The 20605-nt window shown below is 58.8% G+C and carries 17 protein-coding genes; 7 read left to right on the top strand and 10 right to left on the bottom strand.

What is annotated here, in order from left to right; genetic code table 11:
• Window positions 1-28: 28 nt before the first annotated feature.
• The 5 genes from D8U73_RS27285 to kdgD all read right to left on the bottom strand — a co-directional run bounded on the left by D8U73_RS27285 (window position 29) and on the right by kdgD (window position 6649).
• A complete protein-coding gene (locus D8U73_RS27285) occupies window positions 29-970 on the bottom strand; it encodes an AEC family transporter (protein ID WP_056855010.1) in 942 nt (313 codons plus the stop codon).
• 178 nt (window positions 971-1148) lie between these two features.
• Window positions 1149-2702, bottom strand: a complete 1554-nt coding sequence (garD, locus tag D8U73_RS27280) for a galactarate dehydratase (RefSeq protein ID WP_130906261.1) — start codon at window positions 2700-2702, stop codon at window positions 1149-1151.
• Between the two features lie 11 nt (window positions 2703-2713).
• Window positions 2714-4075 (bottom strand): MFS transporter, encoded by a 1362-nt coding sequence (locus D8U73_RS27275; RefSeq protein WP_056855008.1) that lies wholly within the window; start codon window positions 4073-4075, stop codon window positions 2714-2716.
• A 155-nt stretch (window positions 4076-4230) separates the two neighbouring features.
• Window positions 4231-5676, bottom strand: coding sequence for an aldehyde dehydrogenase family protein (locus tag D8U73_RS27270; RefSeq protein WP_130906260.1), 1446 nt, complete (start codon window positions 5674-5676; stop codon window positions 4231-4233).
• 61 nt (window positions 5677-5737) lie between these two features.
• Window positions 5738-6649, bottom strand: coding sequence for a 5-dehydro-4-deoxyglucarate dehydratase (gene kdgD / locus D8U73_RS27265; RefSeq protein WP_020796617.1), 912 nt, complete (start codon window positions 6647-6649; stop codon window positions 5738-5740).
• Between the two features lie 367 nt (window positions 6650-7016).
• Between kdgD and D8U73_RS27260 the strand changes: the two genes are divergently transcribed.
• Window positions 7017-7391 (top strand): hypothetical protein, encoded by a 375-nt coding sequence (locus D8U73_RS27260; protein ID WP_056855006.1) that lies wholly within the window; start codon window positions 7017-7019, stop codon window positions 7389-7391.
• A 6-nt stretch (window positions 7392-7397) separates the two neighbouring features.
• Complete coding sequence (locus D8U73_RS27255) at window positions 7398-7625, top strand: hypothetical protein (RefSeq protein ID WP_130906259.1); 228 nt, start codon at window positions 7398-7400, stop codon at window positions 7623-7625.
• Here D8U73_RS27255 and D8U73_RS27250 read toward each other — a convergent pair.
• The 4 genes from D8U73_RS27250 to D8U73_RS27235 all read right to left on the bottom strand — a co-directional run bounded on the left by D8U73_RS27250 (window position 7622) and on the right by D8U73_RS27235 (window position 12194).
• Window positions 7622-8371, bottom strand: a complete 750-nt coding sequence (locus tag D8U73_RS27250) for a FadR/GntR family transcriptional regulator (RefSeq protein WP_177336588.1) — start codon at window positions 8369-8371, stop codon at window positions 7622-7624. The genes D8U73_RS27255 and D8U73_RS27250 overlap by 4 nt on opposite strands.
• A gap of 182 nt (window positions 8372-8553) precedes the next feature.
• Window positions 8554-10281, bottom strand: a complete 1728-nt coding sequence (locus D8U73_RS27245) for an ABC transporter ATP-binding protein/permease (protein ID WP_130906258.1) — start codon at window positions 10279-10281, stop codon at window positions 8554-8556.
• Between the two features lie 97 nt (window positions 10282-10378).
• The gene (locus D8U73_RS27240; protein WP_056855003.1) at window positions 10379-10939 is read right to left on the bottom strand and encodes a response regulator transcription factor; all 561 of its coding nucleotides are present in this window, start codon (window positions 10937-10939) and stop codon (window positions 10379-10381) included.
• Window positions 10932-12194, bottom strand: coding sequence for an ATP-binding protein (locus D8U73_RS27235; RefSeq protein WP_056855002.1), 1263 nt, complete (start codon window positions 12192-12194; stop codon window positions 10932-10934). The genes D8U73_RS27240 and D8U73_RS27235 overlap by 8 nt, the downstream gene beginning before the upstream one ends.
• Before the next feature lie 377 nt (window positions 12195-12571).
• Here D8U73_RS27235 and D8U73_RS27230 point away from each other — a divergent pair, with 377 nt between their 5' ends.
• Both D8U73_RS27230 and D8U73_RS27225 read left to right on the top strand, forming a co-directional pair.
• Window positions 12572-13291, top strand: coding sequence for an SIMPL domain-containing protein (locus tag D8U73_RS27230; protein ID WP_056855001.1), 720 nt, complete (start codon window positions 12572-12574; stop codon window positions 13289-13291).
• Window positions 13292-13752: 461 nt separating this feature from the next.
• A complete protein-coding gene (locus D8U73_RS27225) occupies window positions 13753-15378 on the top strand; it encodes an ABC transporter substrate-binding protein (protein ID WP_130906257.1) in 1626 nt (541 codons plus the stop codon).
• Window positions 15379-15478: 100 nt separating this feature from the next.
• Here D8U73_RS27225 and D8U73_RS29705 read toward each other — a convergent pair whose 3' ends face one another.
• Window positions 15479-15604 (bottom strand): hypothetical protein, encoded by a 126-nt coding sequence (locus D8U73_RS29705; protein ID WP_269083297.1) that lies wholly within the window; start codon window positions 15602-15604, stop codon window positions 15479-15481.
• 79 nt (window positions 15605-15683) lie between these two features.
• Between D8U73_RS29705 and D8U73_RS27220 the strand changes: the two genes are divergently transcribed.
• The 3 genes from D8U73_RS27220 to D8U73_RS27210 all read left to right on the top strand — a co-directional run bounded on the left by D8U73_RS27220 (window position 15684) and on the right by D8U73_RS27210 (window position 20565).
• Window positions 15684-17285 carry an ABC transporter substrate-binding protein gene (locus D8U73_RS27220; RefSeq protein WP_056854999.1) on the top strand — a complete coding sequence of 534 codons (1602 nt, stop codon included), beginning with the start codon at window positions 15684-15686 and terminating at the stop codon, window positions 17283-17285.
• A 172-nt stretch (window positions 17286-17457) separates the two neighbouring features.
• Window positions 17458-18891 carry an OprD family porin gene (locus D8U73_RS27215; protein WP_056854998.1) on the top strand — a complete coding sequence of 478 codons (1434 nt, stop codon included), beginning with the start codon at window positions 17458-17460 and terminating at the stop codon, window positions 18889-18891.
• 78 nt (window positions 18892-18969) lie between these two features.
• A complete protein-coding gene (locus D8U73_RS27210) occupies window positions 18970-20565 on the top strand; it encodes an ABC transporter substrate-binding protein (protein WP_130906256.1) in 1596 nt (531 codons plus the stop codon).
• Window positions 20566-20605: the final 40 nt, after the last annotated feature.

Raw genomic sequence — 20605 nt, 5'->3', positions numbered from 1 at the left:
GCCCTGATACACGCCGCAAATCTATCGATCAAATCCACCCACCCCACTGCAACAAAAAGATCCCGATATTGGTGGTGACCGCTGCCATCAGCGTGGTGATCACGATGATCGCCGCCGCCAATTCATGATTGCCGTCCGCCGCGCGGGCCATGACGAAACTGGCCGCTGCAGTCGGGCTGCCGAAGTACAGGAACAGAATCCCCAACTCCGCACCACGGAAGCCCCAGAGCCAGGCGCCGAGTGTCGCCAGGATCGGCAGGCCGAGCATTTTCACCAGGCTCGAGCTGAATGCCATCGAACCACTTTTGCGCATCGCCGCCAGCGACAACGTGCCGCCAATGCAGATCAACGCCAACGGCAAAGTGGTTTGCGCCAGATATTGGCCGGACGTCTCCAGCCATCCCGGCAGACTGATTTTGAAGTACGCAAACGGGGCCGCCGCAAACACGCTGATGATCAACGGATTGACCATGACGCTTTTGCAGATGCTCCACGGATCGGACTTGATCACCGGGCTGTACACCGCCAGCACGATGGTCGACAGCGTGTTGTAGAACAGGATGACCAACGCCGCGAGAATCGCCCCGAGGGAAATCCCATAGTCGCCGTACATGCTCGCTGCCAGCGCCAGGCCGATGACCCCGTTGTTACCGCGAAAGGCGCCCTGGGTATAAATTCCGCGGTCTTCGCGCGGGCATTTGACAATCGCCCAACCCCAGGCGATGGCAAAGCACACCAGGGTCGCGAGGGAGAAATAGATCAGCAGCGCCGGTTGCAGCGCGGCGTGCAGGTCGGCATGCAGGATGCCCAGAAACAGCAACGCCGGCATGCTGACGTTGAACACCAGGGCCGACGCGGTGTGGATGAAGTTGTCGTTGATCCAGTCGATGCGTTTGAGCAACACCCCGAGAAACAGCATGGCGAACACCGGTGCGGTGATGTTCAGGGTTTCGAGGAAAATTGCCAGCATGCCGGGGGTAACCTTGGGTGAGCGTCGTTAGTAGGCTAATGATAAGCCACTTTCACCCGGATCGTTCCCACGCTCTGCGTGGGAATGCCTCTTGTGACGCTCTGCGTCGAGCTTTTGGGACGCAGAGCGTCCCGGGTTGCGTTCCCACGCAGAGCGTGGGAACGATCACTGGTTGGTCTCAGGTGATCGGCGCCGGGTTGAACAAGGTGATGTCGTTATGCAGCTTGTGCTTCTCAGCCCACGTCTGCTGCTTGCCGCTGGCCACATCCAGATAGTAGTGGAACAACTCCCAACCCAGTTCCTCGATGGAGGCCCGGCCTGTAGCAATGCGCCCGGCGTCAATGTCGATCAGGTCCGGCCAGCGTTGCGCCAGTTCCGTCCGGGTCGACACTTTCACCACGGGGGCCATGGCCAAGCCATAAGGCGTGCCACGTCCGGTGGTGAACACGTGCAGGTTCATTCCCGCCGCCAGTTGCAACGTCCCGCAGACGAAGTCGCTGGCCGGGGTCGCGCAGAAGATCAGGCCTTTGTCCTTGAACCGCTCGCCAGGGCCGAGCACGCCGCTGATCGCACTGCTGCCAGACTTGACGATCGAGCCCAGGGATTTCTCGACGATGTTCGACAACCCGCCCTTCTTGTTGCCTGGCGTGGTGTTGGCGCTGCGGTCCGCTTCGCCCTTGGCGAGATAACGGTCGTACCAGTCCATTTCCCGAACCAGTTCCTCGGCGACCTCCTTGGTCTGTGCCCGAGAAGTCAGCAGGTAGATTGCGTCGCGCACTTCGGTGACTTCGGAAAACATCACCGTCGCGCCCGCCCGCAGCAACAGGTCCGAGGCATAGCCGAGGGCCGGGTTGGCAGTGATGCCGGAAAACGCATCGCTGCCACCGCACTGCATGCCGAGAATCAGCTCGGACGCCGGCACGGTTTCCCGACGGCGTTGATCAAGCTTCTTCAGACGGATTTCCGCCAGCTCCATGATCTGTTCGATCATCTCGGTAAAACCGTGACTGGAATCCTGCAGGCGATAGAGCCACGGCTCGCTCAAGTCCACCGAGGCATCGTCCTCGTGCATCACCTGCCCGGCCTGCAATTTCTCGCAACCCAGGCTGATCACCAGGGCCTCGCCACCCAGGTTCGGGTTGCGCGCCAGATTGCGCACGGTACGAATCGGGATGTAGGCGTCGGTGGCCGTAATCGCCACGCCACAGCCGTAGCTGTGGGTCAGCGCCACCACGTCATCGACGTGCGGGTACTTGGGCAGCAATTCGTCCTTGATACGCTTGACCGCGTGGTCGAGCACACCGGTCACACATTGCACGGTGGTGGTGATGCCAAGGATGTTGCGCGTGCCGACGGTGCCGTCGGCGTTGCGATAACCCTCGAAGGTGAAGCCTTCCAGCGGTGCTTGCGCGGCCGGCACTTCGGTAGACAGCGGCAGGCTGTCCAGCGGTGGCGCGGTCGGCATGCGCAGTTGATCTTCCTTGACCCAACTGCCGCGTGGAATCGGCTGCAAGGCGTAGCCAATGACCTGGCCGTAACGAATCACCTGGCCACCCTCGGGAATGTCTCCCAGGGTGACCTTGTGGCTCTGTGGCACGAAGTCCACGGTGACCAGGCCATCGGCAAACTCGGTGCCGGCCGGTACGCCCTGATCGTTGACCACGATCACCACATTGTCCCGCTCGTGCAGGCGGATGTAGCGCGGCGAGTCGGAATGTTCAATCAACTGCATGACGCCGCTCCTCAGGAATGCGCTTGAGACAATTTATTGTTGGTTTCAGGACCGCTGACCGGTGGCTCTTTGAGCACCACACGCTTGATCGGACCGACGATCACCAGATAGCTGAACACCGCGACCAGTGCGTTGCAACCAACGAACACCAGCGCCCACTTGAACGAGCCGGTGGAACTGATGATGTAGCCGATCACGATCGGGGTAGTGATCGAGGCCAGGTTACCGAAGGTGTTGAACAGGCCACCGCTCAGACCGGCGATCTGTTTCGGCGAGGTGTCGGACACCACGGCCCAGCCCAGTGCGCCCACGCCTTTGCCGAAGAATGCCAGGGCCATGAAGCCGACGACCATCCACTCAACATCGACATAGTTGCAGGCCACGATGCTGCTGGAAACCAGCAGGCCGGCAATGATCGGTGCCTTGCGGGCGAAGGTCAGGGAATGCCCCTTGCGCAGCAGGTAATCGGAAATCACCCCGCCGAGCACACCACCGATGAAGCCGCAGATCGCCGGCAACGAGGCGATGAAACCGGCCTTGAGGATGGTCATGCCGCGTTCCTGCACCAGGTACACCGGGAACCACGTCAGGAAGAAGTAGGTGATACCGTTGATGCAGTATTGGCCCAGGTACACGCCGAGCATCATGCGGTTGGTCAGCAACTGACGGATGTAATCCCACTTCGGACCGTCGGACTTCTTGCCCTTCTGGTCCATGTCGACCATGCCGCCGTTCTCGGAGATGTGCTTGAACTCGGCATCGTTGATCCGTGGGTGTTCACGCGGGCTGTAGATCACTTTCAGCCAGATCAGCGAGAAGATGATGCCCAGGATACCCATGACGATGAACACATGTTCCCAGCCGAAGGAGTAGACGATCCAGCCCATCAGCGGGGCGAACAGCACGGTGGCGAAGTATTGCGCGGAGTTGAAGATCGCCGAGGCCGTACCGCGTTCAGCGGTCGGGAACCACGCCGCAACGATGCGCGCGTTGCCAGGGAAGGACGGCGCTTCGGCCAGGCCCACCAGGAAGCGCAGCATGAACAGCGCAACCACCGCCGTGGACATGCCGAATTCACCGACGAAGCCTTGCAGCACGGTGAACAGCGACCAGGTGAAGATGCTCAGTGCGTAGATTTTTTTCGAACCGAAACGGTCCAGCAGCCAGCCCCCGGGAATTTGCCCGGCCACGTAGGCCCAACCGAATGCGGAGAAAATATAGCCAAGGGTGACGGCGTCGATGCCGAGGTCTTTTTGCAGGCTGGAGCCAGCGATAGCGATGGTAGCCCGGTCGGCGTAGTTGATCGTGGTCACCAGGAAAAGCATGAGCAGGATCAGATAGCGGACGTGAGTCGGCTTTTGCGTCGATTGCATGTAGATGTACTCCCACAAATTATTTTTATGCGCGGGTGAATCTTCTTCGGTCTTTTGTGGGAGCTGGCTTGCCAGCGATGCGGGCACCCCGGTGTGTCATTGACACCGGGTGATGCGATCGCCAGCAAGCCGGCTCCTACAGGGTATTGCGTAGATCAGGAGCCGATGTAGCTGGTCTTCACGACCGTGTAGAACTCTTGCGCATAGCGACCTTGCTCACGTGATCCATAGGATGAACCTTTACGCCCACCGAACGGAACGTGGTAATCCACGCCGGCGGTCGGCAGGTTGACCATTACCATCCCGGCCTGGGAGTGGCGCTTGAAGTGGTTGGCGTACTTCAGGGATGTGGTGGCGATGCCCGCCGACAGACCGAATTCGGTGTCGTTGGCCATGGCCAGCGCAGCATCGTAATCGGCGACGCGGACAATGTTGGCCACCGGACCGAAGATCTCTTCACGGCTGATGCGCATCGCAGCTTCGCTGTCGGCAAACAGCGTTGGCGCGAGGAAGTAGCCCTCGGTGTCACAGGTCACCAGACCGCCGCCGCTGACCAGACGCGCACCTTCGGACTGACCGATGTCGATGTACTTCATGTCTTGCTCGAGCTGCGCTTGCGAAACGACCGGACCGATGTCAGTGCCGGCTTTCAAGGCGTGGCCGACTTTGATCGACTTCATGCGTTCGGCCATGGCATCAACGAACTTGTCGTGAATCCCGGCGGTGACGATGAAGCGGCTCGACGCGGTGCAACGCTGGCCGGTGGAGTAGAACGCGCTCTGTACCGACAGTTCGACCGCTTGCTTGAGGTCGGCGTCGTCGAGAATGATCTGCGGGTTCTTGCCGCCCATTTCCAACTGAACCTTGGCCTGGCGCGAGACGCAGCTCACGGCGATCTGGCGACCAACGCCCACGGAACCGGTGAAGCTGATGCCGTCGACCTTCGGGCTGTGCACCAGTGCATCGCCCACTACTCGACCACTGCCCATCACGAGGTTGAACACACCGGCGGGGAAGCCTGCGCGGGAAATGATTTCCGCCAGCGCCCAGGCGCAGCCCGGCACCAGGTCCGCAGGCTTGAGCACAACGCAGTTGCCGTAGGCCAGGGCCGGGGCGATTTTCCACGACGGAATGGCAATCGGGAAGTTCCACGGAGTGATCAGGCCGACCACGCCCAAGGCCTCACGAGTCACTTCGACGTTGACGCCCGGGCGCACCGACGGCAGATAGTCGCCGGACAGACGCAGGCATTCGCCGGCGAAGAACTTGAAAATGTTACCGGCGCGGGTCACTTCACCGATGGCTTCAGGCAGGGTCTTGCCCTCTTCCCGGGCCAGCAGCGTGCCGAGCTCTTCGCGACGAGCGAGGATTTCGCTGCCGACTTTATCCAGGGAATCGTGACGCGCCTGAATACCGGACGTGGACCAGGCCGGGAATGCGGCACGGGCAGCATCAATGGCGGCGTTGACCTGGGCCAGGTCAGCCTTGGCGTAATCGCCGATGTTGTCGCTCAGCTCGGACGGGTTGATGTTGGCCGAGTAATCGCCACCGGCAACCCATTCACCATTGATGTAGTTATCGAAACGCTTTGCATCTGCCACTTTAAGATCTCCTCACGCAAAAGGCCGCTGATCACTCAGCGGCCTTACTTAAACGGATGTGTTACTGCGCACCCTGCTTGTCGATCAGCGCCGCGAGCATTTCATACTCTTCGCCAGTCAGATCGGTCAGCGGCGCCCGCACAGGGCCTGCGTCATAGCCGGCAATTTTTGCCCCGGCCTTGACGATGCTCACCGCATAACCCGCTTTGCGGTTACGGATGTCCAGGTACGGCAGGAAGAAGTCGTCGATGATCTTGCCAACGGTGGCGTGATCTTCGCGAGCGATCGCGTGGTAGAAATCCATCGCGGTTTTCGGGATGAAGTTGAACACCGCCGAGGAGTAGACCGGCACGCCCAGCGCCTTGTAGGCAGCGGCGTAGACTTCAGCGGTCGGCAAACCGCCCAGGTAGCTGAAGCGATCACCGAGGCGGCGACGGATCGACACCATCAACTCGATATCACCCAGGCCATCCTTGTAGCCGATCAGGTTCGGGCAGCGCTCGGCCAGACGTTCCAGCAGCGGCGCGTTCAGGCGGCAAACGTTGCGGTTGTAGACCACGACGCCGATGTTGACCGATTTGCACACCGCTTCAACGTGGGCGGCAACACCGTCCTGGCTGGCTTCGGTCAGGTAGTGCGGCAGCAGCAACAGGCCTTTGGCGCCCAGACGTTCGGCTTCCTGTGCGTACTCGATGGCTTGACGGGTCGAACCGCCCACGCCGGCCAGGATTGGCACGCTGGTGGCGCAAGTGTCGACGGCAGTCTTGATGATTTCCGAATATTCGCTGGCCGCCAGAGAGAAGAACTCACCGGTGCCACCTGCGGCGAACAGAGCCGAGGCGCCGTATGGGGCCAGCCATTCCAGACGCTTGATGTAGCCAGCGCGATTGAAATCGCCCTGTGCATTGAAATCGGTAACCGGGAAAGACAGCAGACCGGAAGAGAGGATGGACTTCAGTTCTTGTGGATTCATTATTCGAACACCCTGGGTTGCGACGTTTGTGTGTGATGACCGTTCAGCCTGCGCTGAAGTTGTAGGTCATCGTACAACTTAAAATACAACCGTCAACTGCATTTCATCGCGCCGGGTGAAAATTGTTCGACAAAAGGCTCGGAAACCCCATGTTTAAAAGCCTTTGGTGGGAATGAAGAGGATGGCGCTTCGAATAATACCAATCCTAGAGATACGTCATCCTAGGACCCTAAGAAGCATAACCGCTTGTCGAAACTGTAATTTCTATCAGTTCCGAATGACGCATCTCTAGAGGGATAACTCTGATCCGGAGCTTGGCATGTGCCGCAACCCATTTCGCCAACCTCGACACTCCAAGGAATACATCATGGCGCTTGAAGCCCCAACGCTTACAGGAATCACAACCCGGCCCGACGATCAGGAAACTGTCGTGGTGTTGTCGAAGCTCCAAGGAGATCTGGAAGTCTGCATTCCCGATTCCGCATATTCCTCGCCTTACAACGAAGCCTTTGCAATCTTGAATCTGGACAAGGGCGACCTGGAATGGCGGGGGAAAAAGATCCCTACCGGACAATACAACGAAGACATTGACGACGTCGCAAGAACGCCAAACCTGAAAGTTTACGTCTCCAGAGAAGAAGTGAAGAGACACGTAAACAAGACAGTCACGCTGTGCTACCAGATCGGCGGCGAGAACGAACCACAAACCAGCTCACTGCTGACATTGCGCATCGAATGGTAATCAGTCATGCCAATAAAACATCGATTTAACTTTCCGACCAGCGCCCAGCTCAAGCCGCTGGTCATGCCAATGGAATTCGACCTGCACGTGAGCATTGGAGATTGGGTCGAATTTGAGTTGATGCCGGGAAAAACCCTGGAGGTCACTCAAAAAAAAATCAAGGTATTGAGTGATAACACAGTCGAGTACATCGACTATGTGACGGTGCCAGTGGAAAATCCTGTGCTCCCCTAAACCCGCTGCGCCTCAGCCTCTTCATGGGCATGACGCAACCGCTCGCGGCTGTTGGTCAGGTGCAGGCGCATGGCGGCGCGGGCGGCATCGGAGTCCTGGCGGGCGATAGCGTCGTAGATTTCTTCGTGCTCGCGGCTCAGGCGATTCATGTAGTGCTGCTGATCGTCATGGGCCAGCCGCGCGGAGTTGAGCCGAGTGCGCGGAATGATGCTGGTGCCCAGGTGAGTCATGATGTCGGTGAAGTAACGGTTGCCGGTGGACAGGGCAATCTGCAGGTGGAACTGGAAGTCCGAAGCCACGGCATCACTGGCGTGAGACACGCTTTCGTTCAGCGCATCCAGTGCCGCGCGCATCAAGGCCAATTGCTCGGGACTGCGACGCTGGGCAGCGAGGCCGGCGGATTCCACTTCGAGACTGATGCGCAATTCCAGGATCGCCAGCACGTCACGCAAGGTGACCACGGTTGCCGGGTCGATGCGAAAACCACTCGGGCTCGGTGTGTCGAGAACGAAGGTGCCGATACCATGGCGGGTCTCCACCTGCCCCGCCGCCTGCAAACGGGAAATCGCCTCGCGCACCACCGTGCGGCTGACACCATGGGCATCCATGATCGCCGACTCGGTGGGCAACTTGTCGCCACGCTTGAGGTGACCGTCGCGGATCTGCTCGGACAGCACCGTCACCAGTTCCTGAGCGAGGCTGCGGCGCTTGCGAGGTAGGCGTGGTGCGTCGTTCGGGTTTTCCATGGTGGACGTCTGTCTCGAAATATTCGGCTGCTGAAACCGCATCATAGCGCAACGCGGTTGTACGATCACCACCACCCCTGGTAGGAGCAAAGCTTGCTCGCGATGAACGATCACGCGGTCCCAGGTCGAAAACCGCATGATGGTGATCGCGAGCAAGCTTTGCTCCTACAGAGGCATGATGTTTATGCGGTCACGGCCTGATCCACCAGATGCCCATTTTCGATACGCACATGCCGTGGATGGAAGCGCTTGAGACTGCTGCGATGGCCAACGCTGACAATGCTCAGCCCGGGCAATTCGTCGATCAGTGCCTGATACAGCGACGCTTCGTCCTCTTCATCCATCGCCGAGGTCGCTTCGTCCATGTACAGCCATTGCGGGGCGTAAAGCAGCGCGCGGGCAAAGGCCAGTCGCTGTTGCTCACCCGGCGAGAGCATGCGTTGCCAGTGATTGGCTTCATCAATACGCGCCACCAGATGCGGCAATCGGCAGGTTTCCAGGACGTGCGCATAACGCTCGCTCTGATACGTACCGCCATCCTGTGGATAACTCAGCGCTTCACGCAACGTACCGATCGGCAGATACGGCTTTTGCGGCAAGAACAGATAACGCGCCGCCGGCAGACGAATGCTGCCGTGACCGGACGGCCACAGATGCCCCATCGCCCGCAGCAACGTCGACTTGCCGCTGCCGGAACGCCCGCTGAGCATCACGCGCTCGCCCTCCTCCACAGTCAGGTCGGCATTGGTCAGCAAGTGACGGCCGTCGGCCAGGTCCAGGCCCAGGTTGTGCACTTTCAATGCATCACCCTGGTTCTGCACATCGATGGCCGGTGCGCGCTGTTCGTTGTCGGTCATGGCCTGACGGAAGCTGAGCAGACGATCGCAGGTGGCGCGCCAGGAAGCCAGGCTTTGGTAGGCACTGATAAACCAGCTGAAACTTTCCTGCACATTGCCGAACGCCGAGCTGATCTGCATCAACTCGCCCAGTTCGATCTTGCCCGCCAGGTAACGCGGCGAAGCAACGATGAACGGAAAGATAATGGCAGCCTGGTTGTAACCTGCCGTAAAGAAGGTCAGGCGCTTGGACACCTTCATGATGTCCCAGAAATTGTGCCAGACCATCCCGAAGCGGCCGCTCAAGCGACGATTTTCGTTCGGCTCGCCGTTGTACAACGCGATGCTTTCGGCATTCTCACGAATCCGCACCATGGAGAAACGCAGGTCGGCCTCGAAGCGTTGTTGTTGGTTGTTCAGACCGATCAAGCGACGACCGATCAAATGCGTCAGCCAACTGCCCACCACGGCGTAAACCAGCACGCACCAGAACATGTAGCCGGGAATGGTGATACCGAAGACTTCGATACTGCCCGACACGCCCCACAAAATGATCGAGAACGACACCAGGCTGACGATATTGCGCAGCAGACCGATACCCAGTTCAAGGGTGTTGTTGGTGAAGTTGTTGAGGTCTTCGGAAATCCGCTGGTCCGGGTTATCGGTGTAGCCGCCCTGCTCCAGCTGGTAGTAATTCTTGTCGTTGAGCCACCGCGTGAAATGTTTTTCGGTCAGCCAGGCCCGCCAGCGGATCGTCAACATCTGAGTCAGGTAGAGGCGATACACCGCACCGACAATCGCCACCGCCGCAATCGCGCAGAAGTACAGGATCAGGCGCCAGAAAGCGGCTTCGTCTTTCTGTTGCAGCGCGTTATAGAAATCCTTGTACCAGGTGTTGAACCACACCGAGATGCCCACGCTGATCAGTGACAACGCGATCACCGCGATCAACAACGCCCAGGCCTTGGCCTTCTCCTCACTTTGCCAGTAAGGCGTGATCATCGCCCACACTTTGCGAAAAAACTGCCCGCGCACAGCATCGTTGACCGCGGAGTACTCAGCGTTCTGGTTCATGGATAAGGCTCAATAGAGAAAAGTACACGCACGAACCGATCATAGATGATCGGTTCGGTTTGTCGCGAGGAGCGGCCCGCATTCGTTCAGCGCAGGTTCAGCGACGAACGGGGCGCTTCTGCAGTTTGCGCTGCAGCGTGCGGCGGTGCATGCCCAGGGCGCGGGCAGTGGCGGAAATGTTGCCTTCGTGTTCGGTCAAAACCCGCTGAATGTGTTCCCACTGCAAGCGGTCCACCGACATCGGGTTTTCCGGCACCAGGCTGTCGAGGTCGGCGTGTTCGGACAGCAGCGCCGCCAATACGTCGTCGGCATCGGCCGGTTTGCACAGGTAGTTGCAGGCACCACGCTTGATCGCTTCGACGGCGGTGGCAATGCTTGAGTAACCGGTGAGGATGACCACGCGCATTTCCGGGTCCATTTCCAGCAACTTGGGCAACAACACCAGGCCGGAATCGCCATCCATTTTCAGGTCCAGTGCGGCGTAGTCCGGCAGATCGGCCTTGGCCAGTTCCAGGCCTTCCTCGGCGGAGCCAGCCGTGCTGACGCGGAAACCACGGCGAGCCATGGCGCGAGCCATGACGCGGGTGAAGGTGGCGTCGTCATCGACCAGCAGCAAATGCGGCAGTTCTTCGCCTTCGACTTGGGTTTCGTCACTCATGTTGGTCTCCTCGGGCGACACGGGGCAGGCGCAGCTCGGTGAGCGTGCCACCTTCCTCATGACTGTAGAGTTTCACTGAGCCGCCGGCGCGTGTCACGCTGGCCTTGCTCAAAAACAGGCCCAGGCCGAAGCCTTTGCCCTTGGTGGTAAAAAACGGTTTGCCGATCTGTTCGGCGATAGCCAATGGTACGCCTGCGCCGTGATCGCGGATGCTGATGGTGAGGTTTTCGGCGTCCCAGTCCAGCGTCACCTGCAAGCCCTCCGGGCAGGCATCAGCGGCATTGTTGAGCAAATTCAGCAAGGCCTGGGTCAGGTCAGGCGGTGGCGCCATGCGTGGCACCGTGCCCTGGCCGAGGCGCTGGAAGCGGTAACTGGCCTCCGGACGCATCAGGTGCCAGCGATTGAGCGCTTCGTCGAGCCAATCGGTAACGTCCTGCATTTCCACCGCCAACCGGCGATTGGCCTCGGCGGCGCGTACCAGTTGCTGCAAGGTCTCTTTGCACAACTTGACTTGATCCTGCAACACGCTCAGGTCGTCCTGCAACATCGGGTCGTGATGGTCCTGGCGCATTTCCTTGAGCAGCACGCTCATGGTCGCCAATGGCGTACCCAGCTCATGCGCCGCGCCCGCGGCCTGGGTGGCGACAGCCAGGAGCTGTTGGTCGCGCAGGCCTTCTTCACGGCGGATGGCGCGCAACTCTTCCTGTCGGCGCAGTTCTTCGGCCATGCGAGCGGCGAAGAAGGTGATCACCGCCGCCGCCAGGGCGAAACTCAGCCACATCCCGTACACCTGCAGGTTTTCCCGGGCGATGGGGAAGGTTTGTAGCGGATAGAAGCGTGCCAGCAACAGGGTGTACATCGTCAGCGCGATGCCCGACAGGATCACCGAATAACGCCACGGCAACGTTACGGCAGCGATGGTCAGCGGCACCAGATAATAGGAAACGAAGGGGTTGGTCGACCCCCCGGAGAAATACAGCAAGGCACTGTGGATAAACAGGTCGCAGGCCAGTTGTACGGCGTATTCCAGCTCGGTCACCGGCCATGAGGTGCGCAAGCGAATCGCGGTGAATGCACACAGCAGCATTGAGCAACCGAGGGTGGCGGCCAGTTGAAACCAGGGCAACGGCAACAATTCGAACCAGTAGGCCAGGCCTACCGACCCGGCTTGGGCAGCCAGTACCAAAGTCCGGATGAAAGTCAGCCGCCAGAGATTCTGGCGAGTGGCGGAAGTGATTTGAACGGGGGCGAGCATGAGCTCTCCTGATGAGCGCTCCAGGCGGATCATTGGGAGTATAACCAAGCGGCGCCTTCAGAAGCGAAAGTGCGGCAAACGACCACATGCCAAATCTGATAACGCTGTGGTGGCGAGGGAGCTTGTCGGATCGCCGCACCGTCCCGCTGGACTGCGTAGCAGGCCCGCTCCATCGTACCGGGTAAAACAGGGAGGTCCTGCAATCCGACTTTGCGACTGCTTCGCAGCCGAATGGGAGCAAGCTCCCTCACCACAAAAAGCCCAGCACACGTTATCTGTATAGAAGTTGTAACTGTGCGAACCGGATCATTATCGCTAGAGTCTGATGGGTTCACGCAGGCCCGAACGATTCCCTGCACATCATCCCAGGAGCTTTCATGCACACATTCCGCCGCAGCGCCGCCCTCCTTGCCCTGAGCGTTGGCGCTTTCGCCAGCCTCCCGACCCTGGCGGCCGACGAGCTTCATTACAACCAGATTTCCCTGCGCGCCGAAGTCAGCCAGGAAGTGGCTCGCGACTTGATGATCGTGACCCTCTACACCGAAGAACAAAACACCGACCCGGCCAAACTCGCGGCCGACGTCAGCACCACCATGAACAAGGCGCTGGCCCAGGCCAAACAGGTCAAGGACATCACCCTGCGCCAAGGCAGTCGCAACAGCTATCCGATCTACGACACCAAAGGCCAGAAGATCACCGGCTGGCGTGAACGCGCCGAGTTGCGCCTGGAAAGCACCGACTTTGCCGCCCTGTCGAAGTTGACCGGCGAACTGCTCACAGACCTGAAGATGGGCGGCATGGACTTCGCCATTGCCACGCCAACCCGCAAGGCCAGCGAAGACACCTTGCTCAAGGAAGCAGTGACTGCCTTCAAGGCACGGGCGCAACTGGCAACCGATGCGCTGGGCGGCAAAGGCTACAAAATCGTCAACCTGAACCTCAACAGCAACGGCTATCCGCAACCGTACATGCGCGCGCCGATGATGATGAAAGCGGCCAGCATGGACGAAGCGGCGCCGGTCACTCCACAAGTCGAAGCCGGCACCAGCCAGGTCAGCATGACGGCTGACGGCTCGATCGAAGTGCTGATGCCCTGAGTCGAAGCCACCATGCAATCAGGCGATCACTTGGTGATCGCCTTTTTTTTTGCAAACTGCCATCTATGCTCTATCTGCGACGACAGAAATCCCTGAAAAACAGCCACAGTTGCACTTCGTACAACTCGACCAATTGCAGTGCAACGATAACCACTCCCATCAATCTCTACCCACCCCTTTAGAGCGGGGTATAAATAGGTAACACCTCGCCCCACCCACGGGCAACCCAAGCTATATTCGCACCACAAAGGTGCACTAAATGCACTGCAAAAATGCCGCGCAAACGGTCAAATGCGTCAACTTTTATACAAATGCGACATTAAGGTACGTTCGTGCCACCGTTTAAGACCTGCAGTCGCTCAAGATCTTGCATTGGGTATGCCCCCTGCATAAGTATCCGCAGGCACGACTCACGAGGTCGTCCTCAAAATTAAAAAATGACAACAAATCATGAGGCCACCATGCTTAAACAAGCGGTCATTCCGTTTTTAGTCGGCGCCAGCTTATTGGCCGCCGCACCGTTCGCCCAAGCTGCGACCAACCTGGTGTTCTGCTCCGAAGGAAGCCCGGCCGGTTTCGATCCAGGTCAATACACCACCGGAACCGACTTCGACGCCTCTGCAGAAACCATGTTCAACCGCCTGACCCAGTTCGAGCGCGGCGGCACCGCTGTCATTCCTGGTCTGGCGACCAGCTGGGACGTCTCCGATGACGGCCTGACGTACACCTTCCATCTGCGCGAAGGCGTCAAGTTCCACACCACTCCTTACTTCAAGCCGACCCGTGAGTTCAACGCCGACGACGTGCTGTTCACCTTTAATCGCATGATTAACAAGGATGACCCGTTCCGCAAAGCGTACCCGACCGAATTCCCGTACTTCACCGACATGGGGATGGATACCAACATCACCAAGATCGATAAAGTCGACGACAAGACCGTCAAGTTCACCCTCAAGGACGTAGACGCCGCGTTCATCCAGAACATGGCCATGAGCTTCGCCTCGATCCAGTCCGCCGAGTACGCCGCCCAGCTGCTCAAGGAAGGCAAGGCCGCCGACATCAACCAGAAGCCGGTCGGCACTGGTCCGTTCGTGTTCAAGAGCTACCAGAAAGACTCCAACATCCGCTACACCGGGAACAAGGACTACTGGAAGCCGGATGACGTGAAGATCGACAACCTGATCTTCGCCATCACCACCGACCCGTCGGTACGCATCCAGAAACTGAAGAAAAACGAGTGCCAGGTCACCCTGTTCCCGCGTCCGGCCGACCTCAAGGCGCTGCGTGAAGACAAGACCCTGAAGCTGCCTGACCAGGCTGGTTTCAACCTCGGTTACATCGCCTACAACGTGATGGACAAAGTCAAGGGCAGCAACGAGCCGAACCCGCTGGCCCAACTGAAAGTGCGTCAGGCACTGGACATGGCGGTCAACAAGCAGCAGATCATCGACTCGGTTTACCAGGGCGCCGGCCAACTGGCCGTCAACGCCATGCCGCCGACCCAGTGGTCCTACGACACCACCATCAAGGATGCACCGTACAACCCTGAGAAAGCCAAAGAGCTGCTCAAGGAAGCCGGCGTGAAAGAAGGTACCGAAATCGTTCTGTGGGCGATGCCGGTACAGCGTCCGTACAACCCGAACGCCAAGCTGATGGCAGAAATGCTGCAGTCCGACTGGGCGAAAGTCGGCCTCAAGGTCAAGATCCAGAGCTACGAGTGGGGCGAGTACATCAAGCGCTCCAAAGGCGGCGAGAACCAGGCAATGCTGATTGGCTGGAGCGGTGACAATGGTGATCCCGATAACTGGCTGAACGTGCTGTTCGGCTGCGACTCGCTGGAAGGCAACAACTTCTCCAAGTGGTGCGACAAGAAGTTTGACGACATCGTCAAGCAAGCCAAGCGCACTTCGGATCAAGGCAAGCGCACCGAACTGTACAAGCAAGCGCAACACGTCCTCAAAGACGCTGTTCCAATGACACCTATCGCTCACTCGACGGTGTTCCAACCCATGCGCGCCAATGTGCAGGACTTCAAGATCAGCCCGTTTGGCTTGAATTCCTTCTACGGCGTCAGCGTCAGCAAATAAGATCGGGTAACGGCGACGTCCTGGACGTCGCCGTTACTTTATCAACCGAGAAAGCAGGAATTCGCCTACATCCAAGTCGACTGCTGCTTACAGCAGAACGTCAGGCCACGTAGTCATTTCCTACGAGACTTTCGGACTCTTCGCATTTACTGCCGGAGCCACGGTTCATACCGTCGGTATCCGACCAGCTCATGCGTGGGTCATCGGTTTGTTTGCTGCACGTCATGGCTTGAAACCAGTGAAGCCTCGTCGTCTACGCACGGATTGCAGGCTCATTGTCACAACACTGAACAAGAGAGAGCGTCATGCGCCATACCTTGGTTTTATCTGCACTGCTGGGCACCGGTCTGCTGGCCGCTACCTCCATGGGCCACGCGGCCAGTAACAGCCTGGTGTTCTGCTCCGAAGGCAGCCCCGCCGGGTTCGATACGGCGCAATACACGACAGCGACTGACAATGATGCCGCCGAGCCGCTGTACAACCGGCTGGCAGAGTTTGAAAAAGGCTCGACCAATGTCGTACCGGGCCTGGCCACAAACTGGGATATTTCCGAGGACGGCCTCAAGTACACCTTTCACCTGCGCCCAGGGGTGAAGTTTCACACCACCAAATATTTCACCCCAACCCGTGAATTCAATGCCGACGACGTGCTGTTCACCTTCAACCGCATGCTCGATCCGCAACAACCTTTCCGCAAGGCCTACCCGACAGAGTTTCCGTACTTCAACGGGATGAGCCTGAACAAGAACATCGCCAAGGTTGAAAAGACCGGGCCGCTGACCGTGGTCATGACGCTCAACAGCGTCGACGCCGCGTTCATTCAGAACATCGCCATGAGCTTCGCCGCCATTCTCTCTGCCGAGTACGCCGACCAGCTGCTGGCCGAGGGCAAGCCGAGCGACATCAACCAGAAGCCGATCGGCACCGGGCCGTTCGTGTTCAAGAGCTATCAGAAAGACTCGAACATCCGTTACACCGGCAACAAACATTACTGGGCGCCTGAGCGCGTCAAGCTCGACAACCTGATCTTCGCCATCAACACCGACGCTTCGGTACGTGTGCAGAAACTCAAGGCCGACGAGTGCCAGATCACCCTGCATCCGCGTCCGGCCGATGTCACCGCGCTGAAGAACGACCCCAAGCTGCAACTGATCGAGAAGCCCGGCTTCAACCTCGGCTACATCGCCTACAACGTGCGCCACAAACCGTTCGACCAGCTTGAAGTGCGTCAGGCGCTGGACATGGCGGTGAACAAGCAAGGCATTCTCAACGCCGTTTACCAGGGCGCGGGGCAACTGGCGGTCAACGCCATGCCGCCGACCCAGTGGTCCTACGACGACACCGTCAAGGATGCCGCCTACAACCCGGAAAAAGCCAAGGAATTGCTCAAGGCTGCCGGCGTCAAGGAAGGCACCGAGATCACTTTGTGGGCCATGCCCGTCCAGCGTCCGTACAACCCCAACGCCAAGCTGATGGCCGAGATGCTCCAGGCTGACTGGGCGAAAATCGGCCTCAAGGTCAAGATCGTCAGCTATGAATGGGGCGAGTACATCAAGCGCACCAAGAATGGCGAGCACGACGTCAGCCTGATCGGCTGGACCGGTGACAATGGTGACCCGGACAACTGGCTCGGCACGCTGTACAGCTGCGATGCCATCGGCGGCAACAACTATTCCATGTGGTGTGATCCGGCTTACGACAAGCTGATCAAGCAAGCCAAGGTCGTGACCGACCGCGACCAGCGCACCGTCCTCTACAAACAGGCGCAGCAGTACCTCAAGCAGCAGGTGCCGATCACGCCAGTCGCCCACTCGACGGTCAATCAGCCGTTGAGCGCCAAAATCGAAGGGTTCAAGGTCAGCCCCTTCGGTCGTAACGTTTTCTCGGGTGTCAGCATCGAAAAATAAAACCGTGTAGCTGAATCGCTGGGGGCGTACTGCGCCCCCATGCAGGCGCCTTGCCGTAATTCGCCCAAAAGGCATGCAGCAAACGTTTGCGTTGCGTGAAAGAGTTCCAAAGCAATAGCCGCTCATCAAAAAAGAACGGCATAAAAAAAAGAAATAAAAAGGAGCTTCACCCATGAAACTGAGCAGCACCGCAATACTGGCCCTGGCCATCAGCAGCGTGACCGCCACGGCTTACGCTGAAACCCAGAGCCAGGCTTTCACACCGGTTACCGTGAAAGAAAAATCCGCTCAAAGCGAAGCCACTGGCTTTGTGGAAGGCCAGTCGATTACCGGCACCACGCGTAACTGGTACGCCAATGAACAACTGAAACGCGGCGGCAAGTTCCGCTACAGCAAAGACGGCGCATTGCCGGAAACCGATCGCCGTATCAACTGGGTGCAAGGCACCATCCTCAAGTACAACTCGGGCTTCACCGAGGGCACGGTCGGCTTCAGCACTGAAGTCGCCGCCTACAACGCCATTGCACTGGAGCGTGATCGCGAAAACCTGGCTGCCGGCAACGGTGGCGCGCCCAAGACCGGCGCCTTCTCGGGTAACAACCGTACCCTGACCGAGAAAGGCGGCGATGCGGTGGGCCAGTGGAGCAAACTGGGCCTGGCCAACGTCAAGGCGCGCGTCTCCAACTCCACCCTGACTGCCGGTCGCCAGAGCTACAGCAGCCCGCAAGTCGACACCATCGGCAACCGTGCCCTGCCTTCGAGTTTCGAGGGTGTGAGCCTGAATGTCGCGGAGCTGGAAAACCTGACCTTTGATATCGCGACCTTCGATCGCGTGTCTCCGCGTATGGAACAAAGCCTGCAAAAATTCCGTACGGAATACGCCAACGGCCGCGTGGAATCCGATCACATTTACACGGGCGGCATCACCTACACCCCATTCTCCAGCCTGACCACCAGCCTCTGGGCAACCCAGGCTGAAGACATCTGGAACCAGTACTACTTCGGCGCTACCCACGTGCTGGGCGACAGCCAGGTGCTGAGCCTGACCACTGGCCTGAACTATTACAAAACCCAGGAAGAAGGCAAGGCGCTGATCGGCGACATCGACAACGATACTTACTCGCTGTCGTTCGGCCTGACCCACCAGGCTCACACCTTGACCTTCTCGTATCAGGAAGTGAACGGTAACGAGTACTTCGACTACCTGCACGAAACCAACGGCATCTACCTGGCCAACTCCCTGCTGTCGGACTTCAACGGCCCGAACGAGAAATCCTTCCAGGTAGCGTATGGCCTGAACATGGCTGAATACGGTGTGCCAGGCCTGAAATTCAACATCTACCAGGCGCGTGGCTGGGGCATCGACGGCACCCACTACACCGGCAACAAAGGCGTCGCTGGCAAAGGCTACGACGGTGTGCAGGAACAGGACGGCGAACACCACTACGAATACGGTATCGGTGCCACTTATGCAGTTCAGAGCGGTCCGTTCAAGGCCACCACGATCCGCGGCACCTACACCGCTCACCGTGCCAGCGAGTTCCAGTCCGATGGCAGCATCAACGAGTTCCGTCTCGTGACCACCATCCCGTTCAATATTCTGTAATGCATTGGGCCGAACGGTGCGCTCAGCGATGAGTCGCCGTTCGGCTTTTGTCCTTTAACCGATTGCAGAGGGTTCTTGATGAAAATGCTTCCCCTACGTGCGGCCATCGCGGCCGCCTTGCTGAGTGTCGCGGTGGGCGTATCGGCCAAGCCGCTGGTGGTTTGTACCGAAAACAGCCCCGAAGGCTTCGACATGGTCCAGTACACCACTGCAGTCACAGCCGATGCGGTGGCGGAAACCATTTTCAATCGCCTGGCAGATTTCAAGCCCGGCACCACGGATGTGATTCCGGCACTGGCCGAATCCTGGGACATCAGCGAAGACGGTCTGACGTACACGTTCCACCTGCGCAAAGGCGTCAAATTCCACACCACCGAATACTTCAAGCCGACCCGCGACATGAATGCCGACGACGTGGTCTGGAGCTTCCAGCGTCAACTGGACCCGAATCACCCATGGCACAAACTGTCGAGCGTGGGCTTCCCCTACTTTGAAAGCATGGGCTTCAAGGAACTGCTCAAGAGTGTCGAAAAAGTCGATGACAACACGGTCAAGTTCACCCTGACCCGCCGTGAAGCGCCGTTCCTGGCTGACATCGCCATGGCCTTCTCCTCGATCTATTCCGCCGAGTACGCCGATCAGTTGCTCAAGGCCAACAAAACCGCCGATCTGAACAACAAACCGGTCGGTACCGGCCCGTTCATCTTCCAGCGTTATAACAAGGACGCCCAGGTTCGCTTCAAGGCCAACCCGGACTATTTCCGTGGCAAGCCACCGGCCGAGGCGCTGATCCTGGCCATCGCCACCGATAACAACGTGCGCCTGCAGAAGCTCAAGGCGAACGAGTGCCAGGTCGCGTTGTACCCGAAGCCGGACGACATCCCGAGCATCAAGAAAGACCCGAACCTGAAAGTCGATGAACTGAACGCGATGACCGTCGCCTACATCGCCATCAACACCCAGCACAAATACCTGAGCGACGTGCGCGTGCGTAAAGCCATCGACATCGCCTTCGACAAGGAAGCGGCGGTCAACGCGCTGTTCGGCAAAGGCAATGCGACCGCGGCGGTCAACCCGTTCCCGGACACCCTGCTGGGCTATAACCACGACATGAAGAATCCGGTCCGCGACCTGGACAAGGCTCGTGCCCTGCTCAAGGAAGCCGGCGTACCGGAAGGCACGGTTTTCACCCTGTTCACCCGCAACGGTGGTGGCGCGACCAACCCGAACCCGATGCTCGGCGCGCAGATGATGCAGGCTGACCTGGCCAAGGTCGGGATCAAGGTCGACATCCGCGTGATGGAATGGGGCGAAATGCTCAAACGCGCGAAAAACGGTGAGCACGATATGGTTTCCGCCGGATGGGCGGGCGATAACGGCGACCCGGATAACTTCCTTACGCCTATGCTCAGTTGCGAAGCGGCCAAGAACGGCGAAAACTACGCACGCTGGTGCAATGACAAGTTCCAGGCACTGCTCGATCAGGCCCGGGAAAAAACCGACCCGGCCGAGCGTGCAGCCCTGTACGAACAGGCTCAGGTTATTTTTAACCAGGACCAGCCATGGATCAGCATGGCGCACACTAGAATGTTCACCGCAATGCGCAACAACGTAGAGGGCTATCACATTAGCCCCCTCACCACGAATAACTTCGCCACCACCCAGGTGAAGTAAATAAGAAAACTCCCGGCAAGCCTGATCCAGGCCTGCCGGG

Origin of the sequence: Pseudomonas sp. Sample_22 (assembly GCF_004307635.1) — a bacterium.
GTDB lineage: Bacteria > Pseudomonadota > Gammaproteobacteria > Pseudomonadales > Pseudomonadaceae > Aquipseudomonas.
Note: the sequence above shows the minus strand (reverse complement) of the source record. Positions and strands in the feature narration are given on the sequence as shown.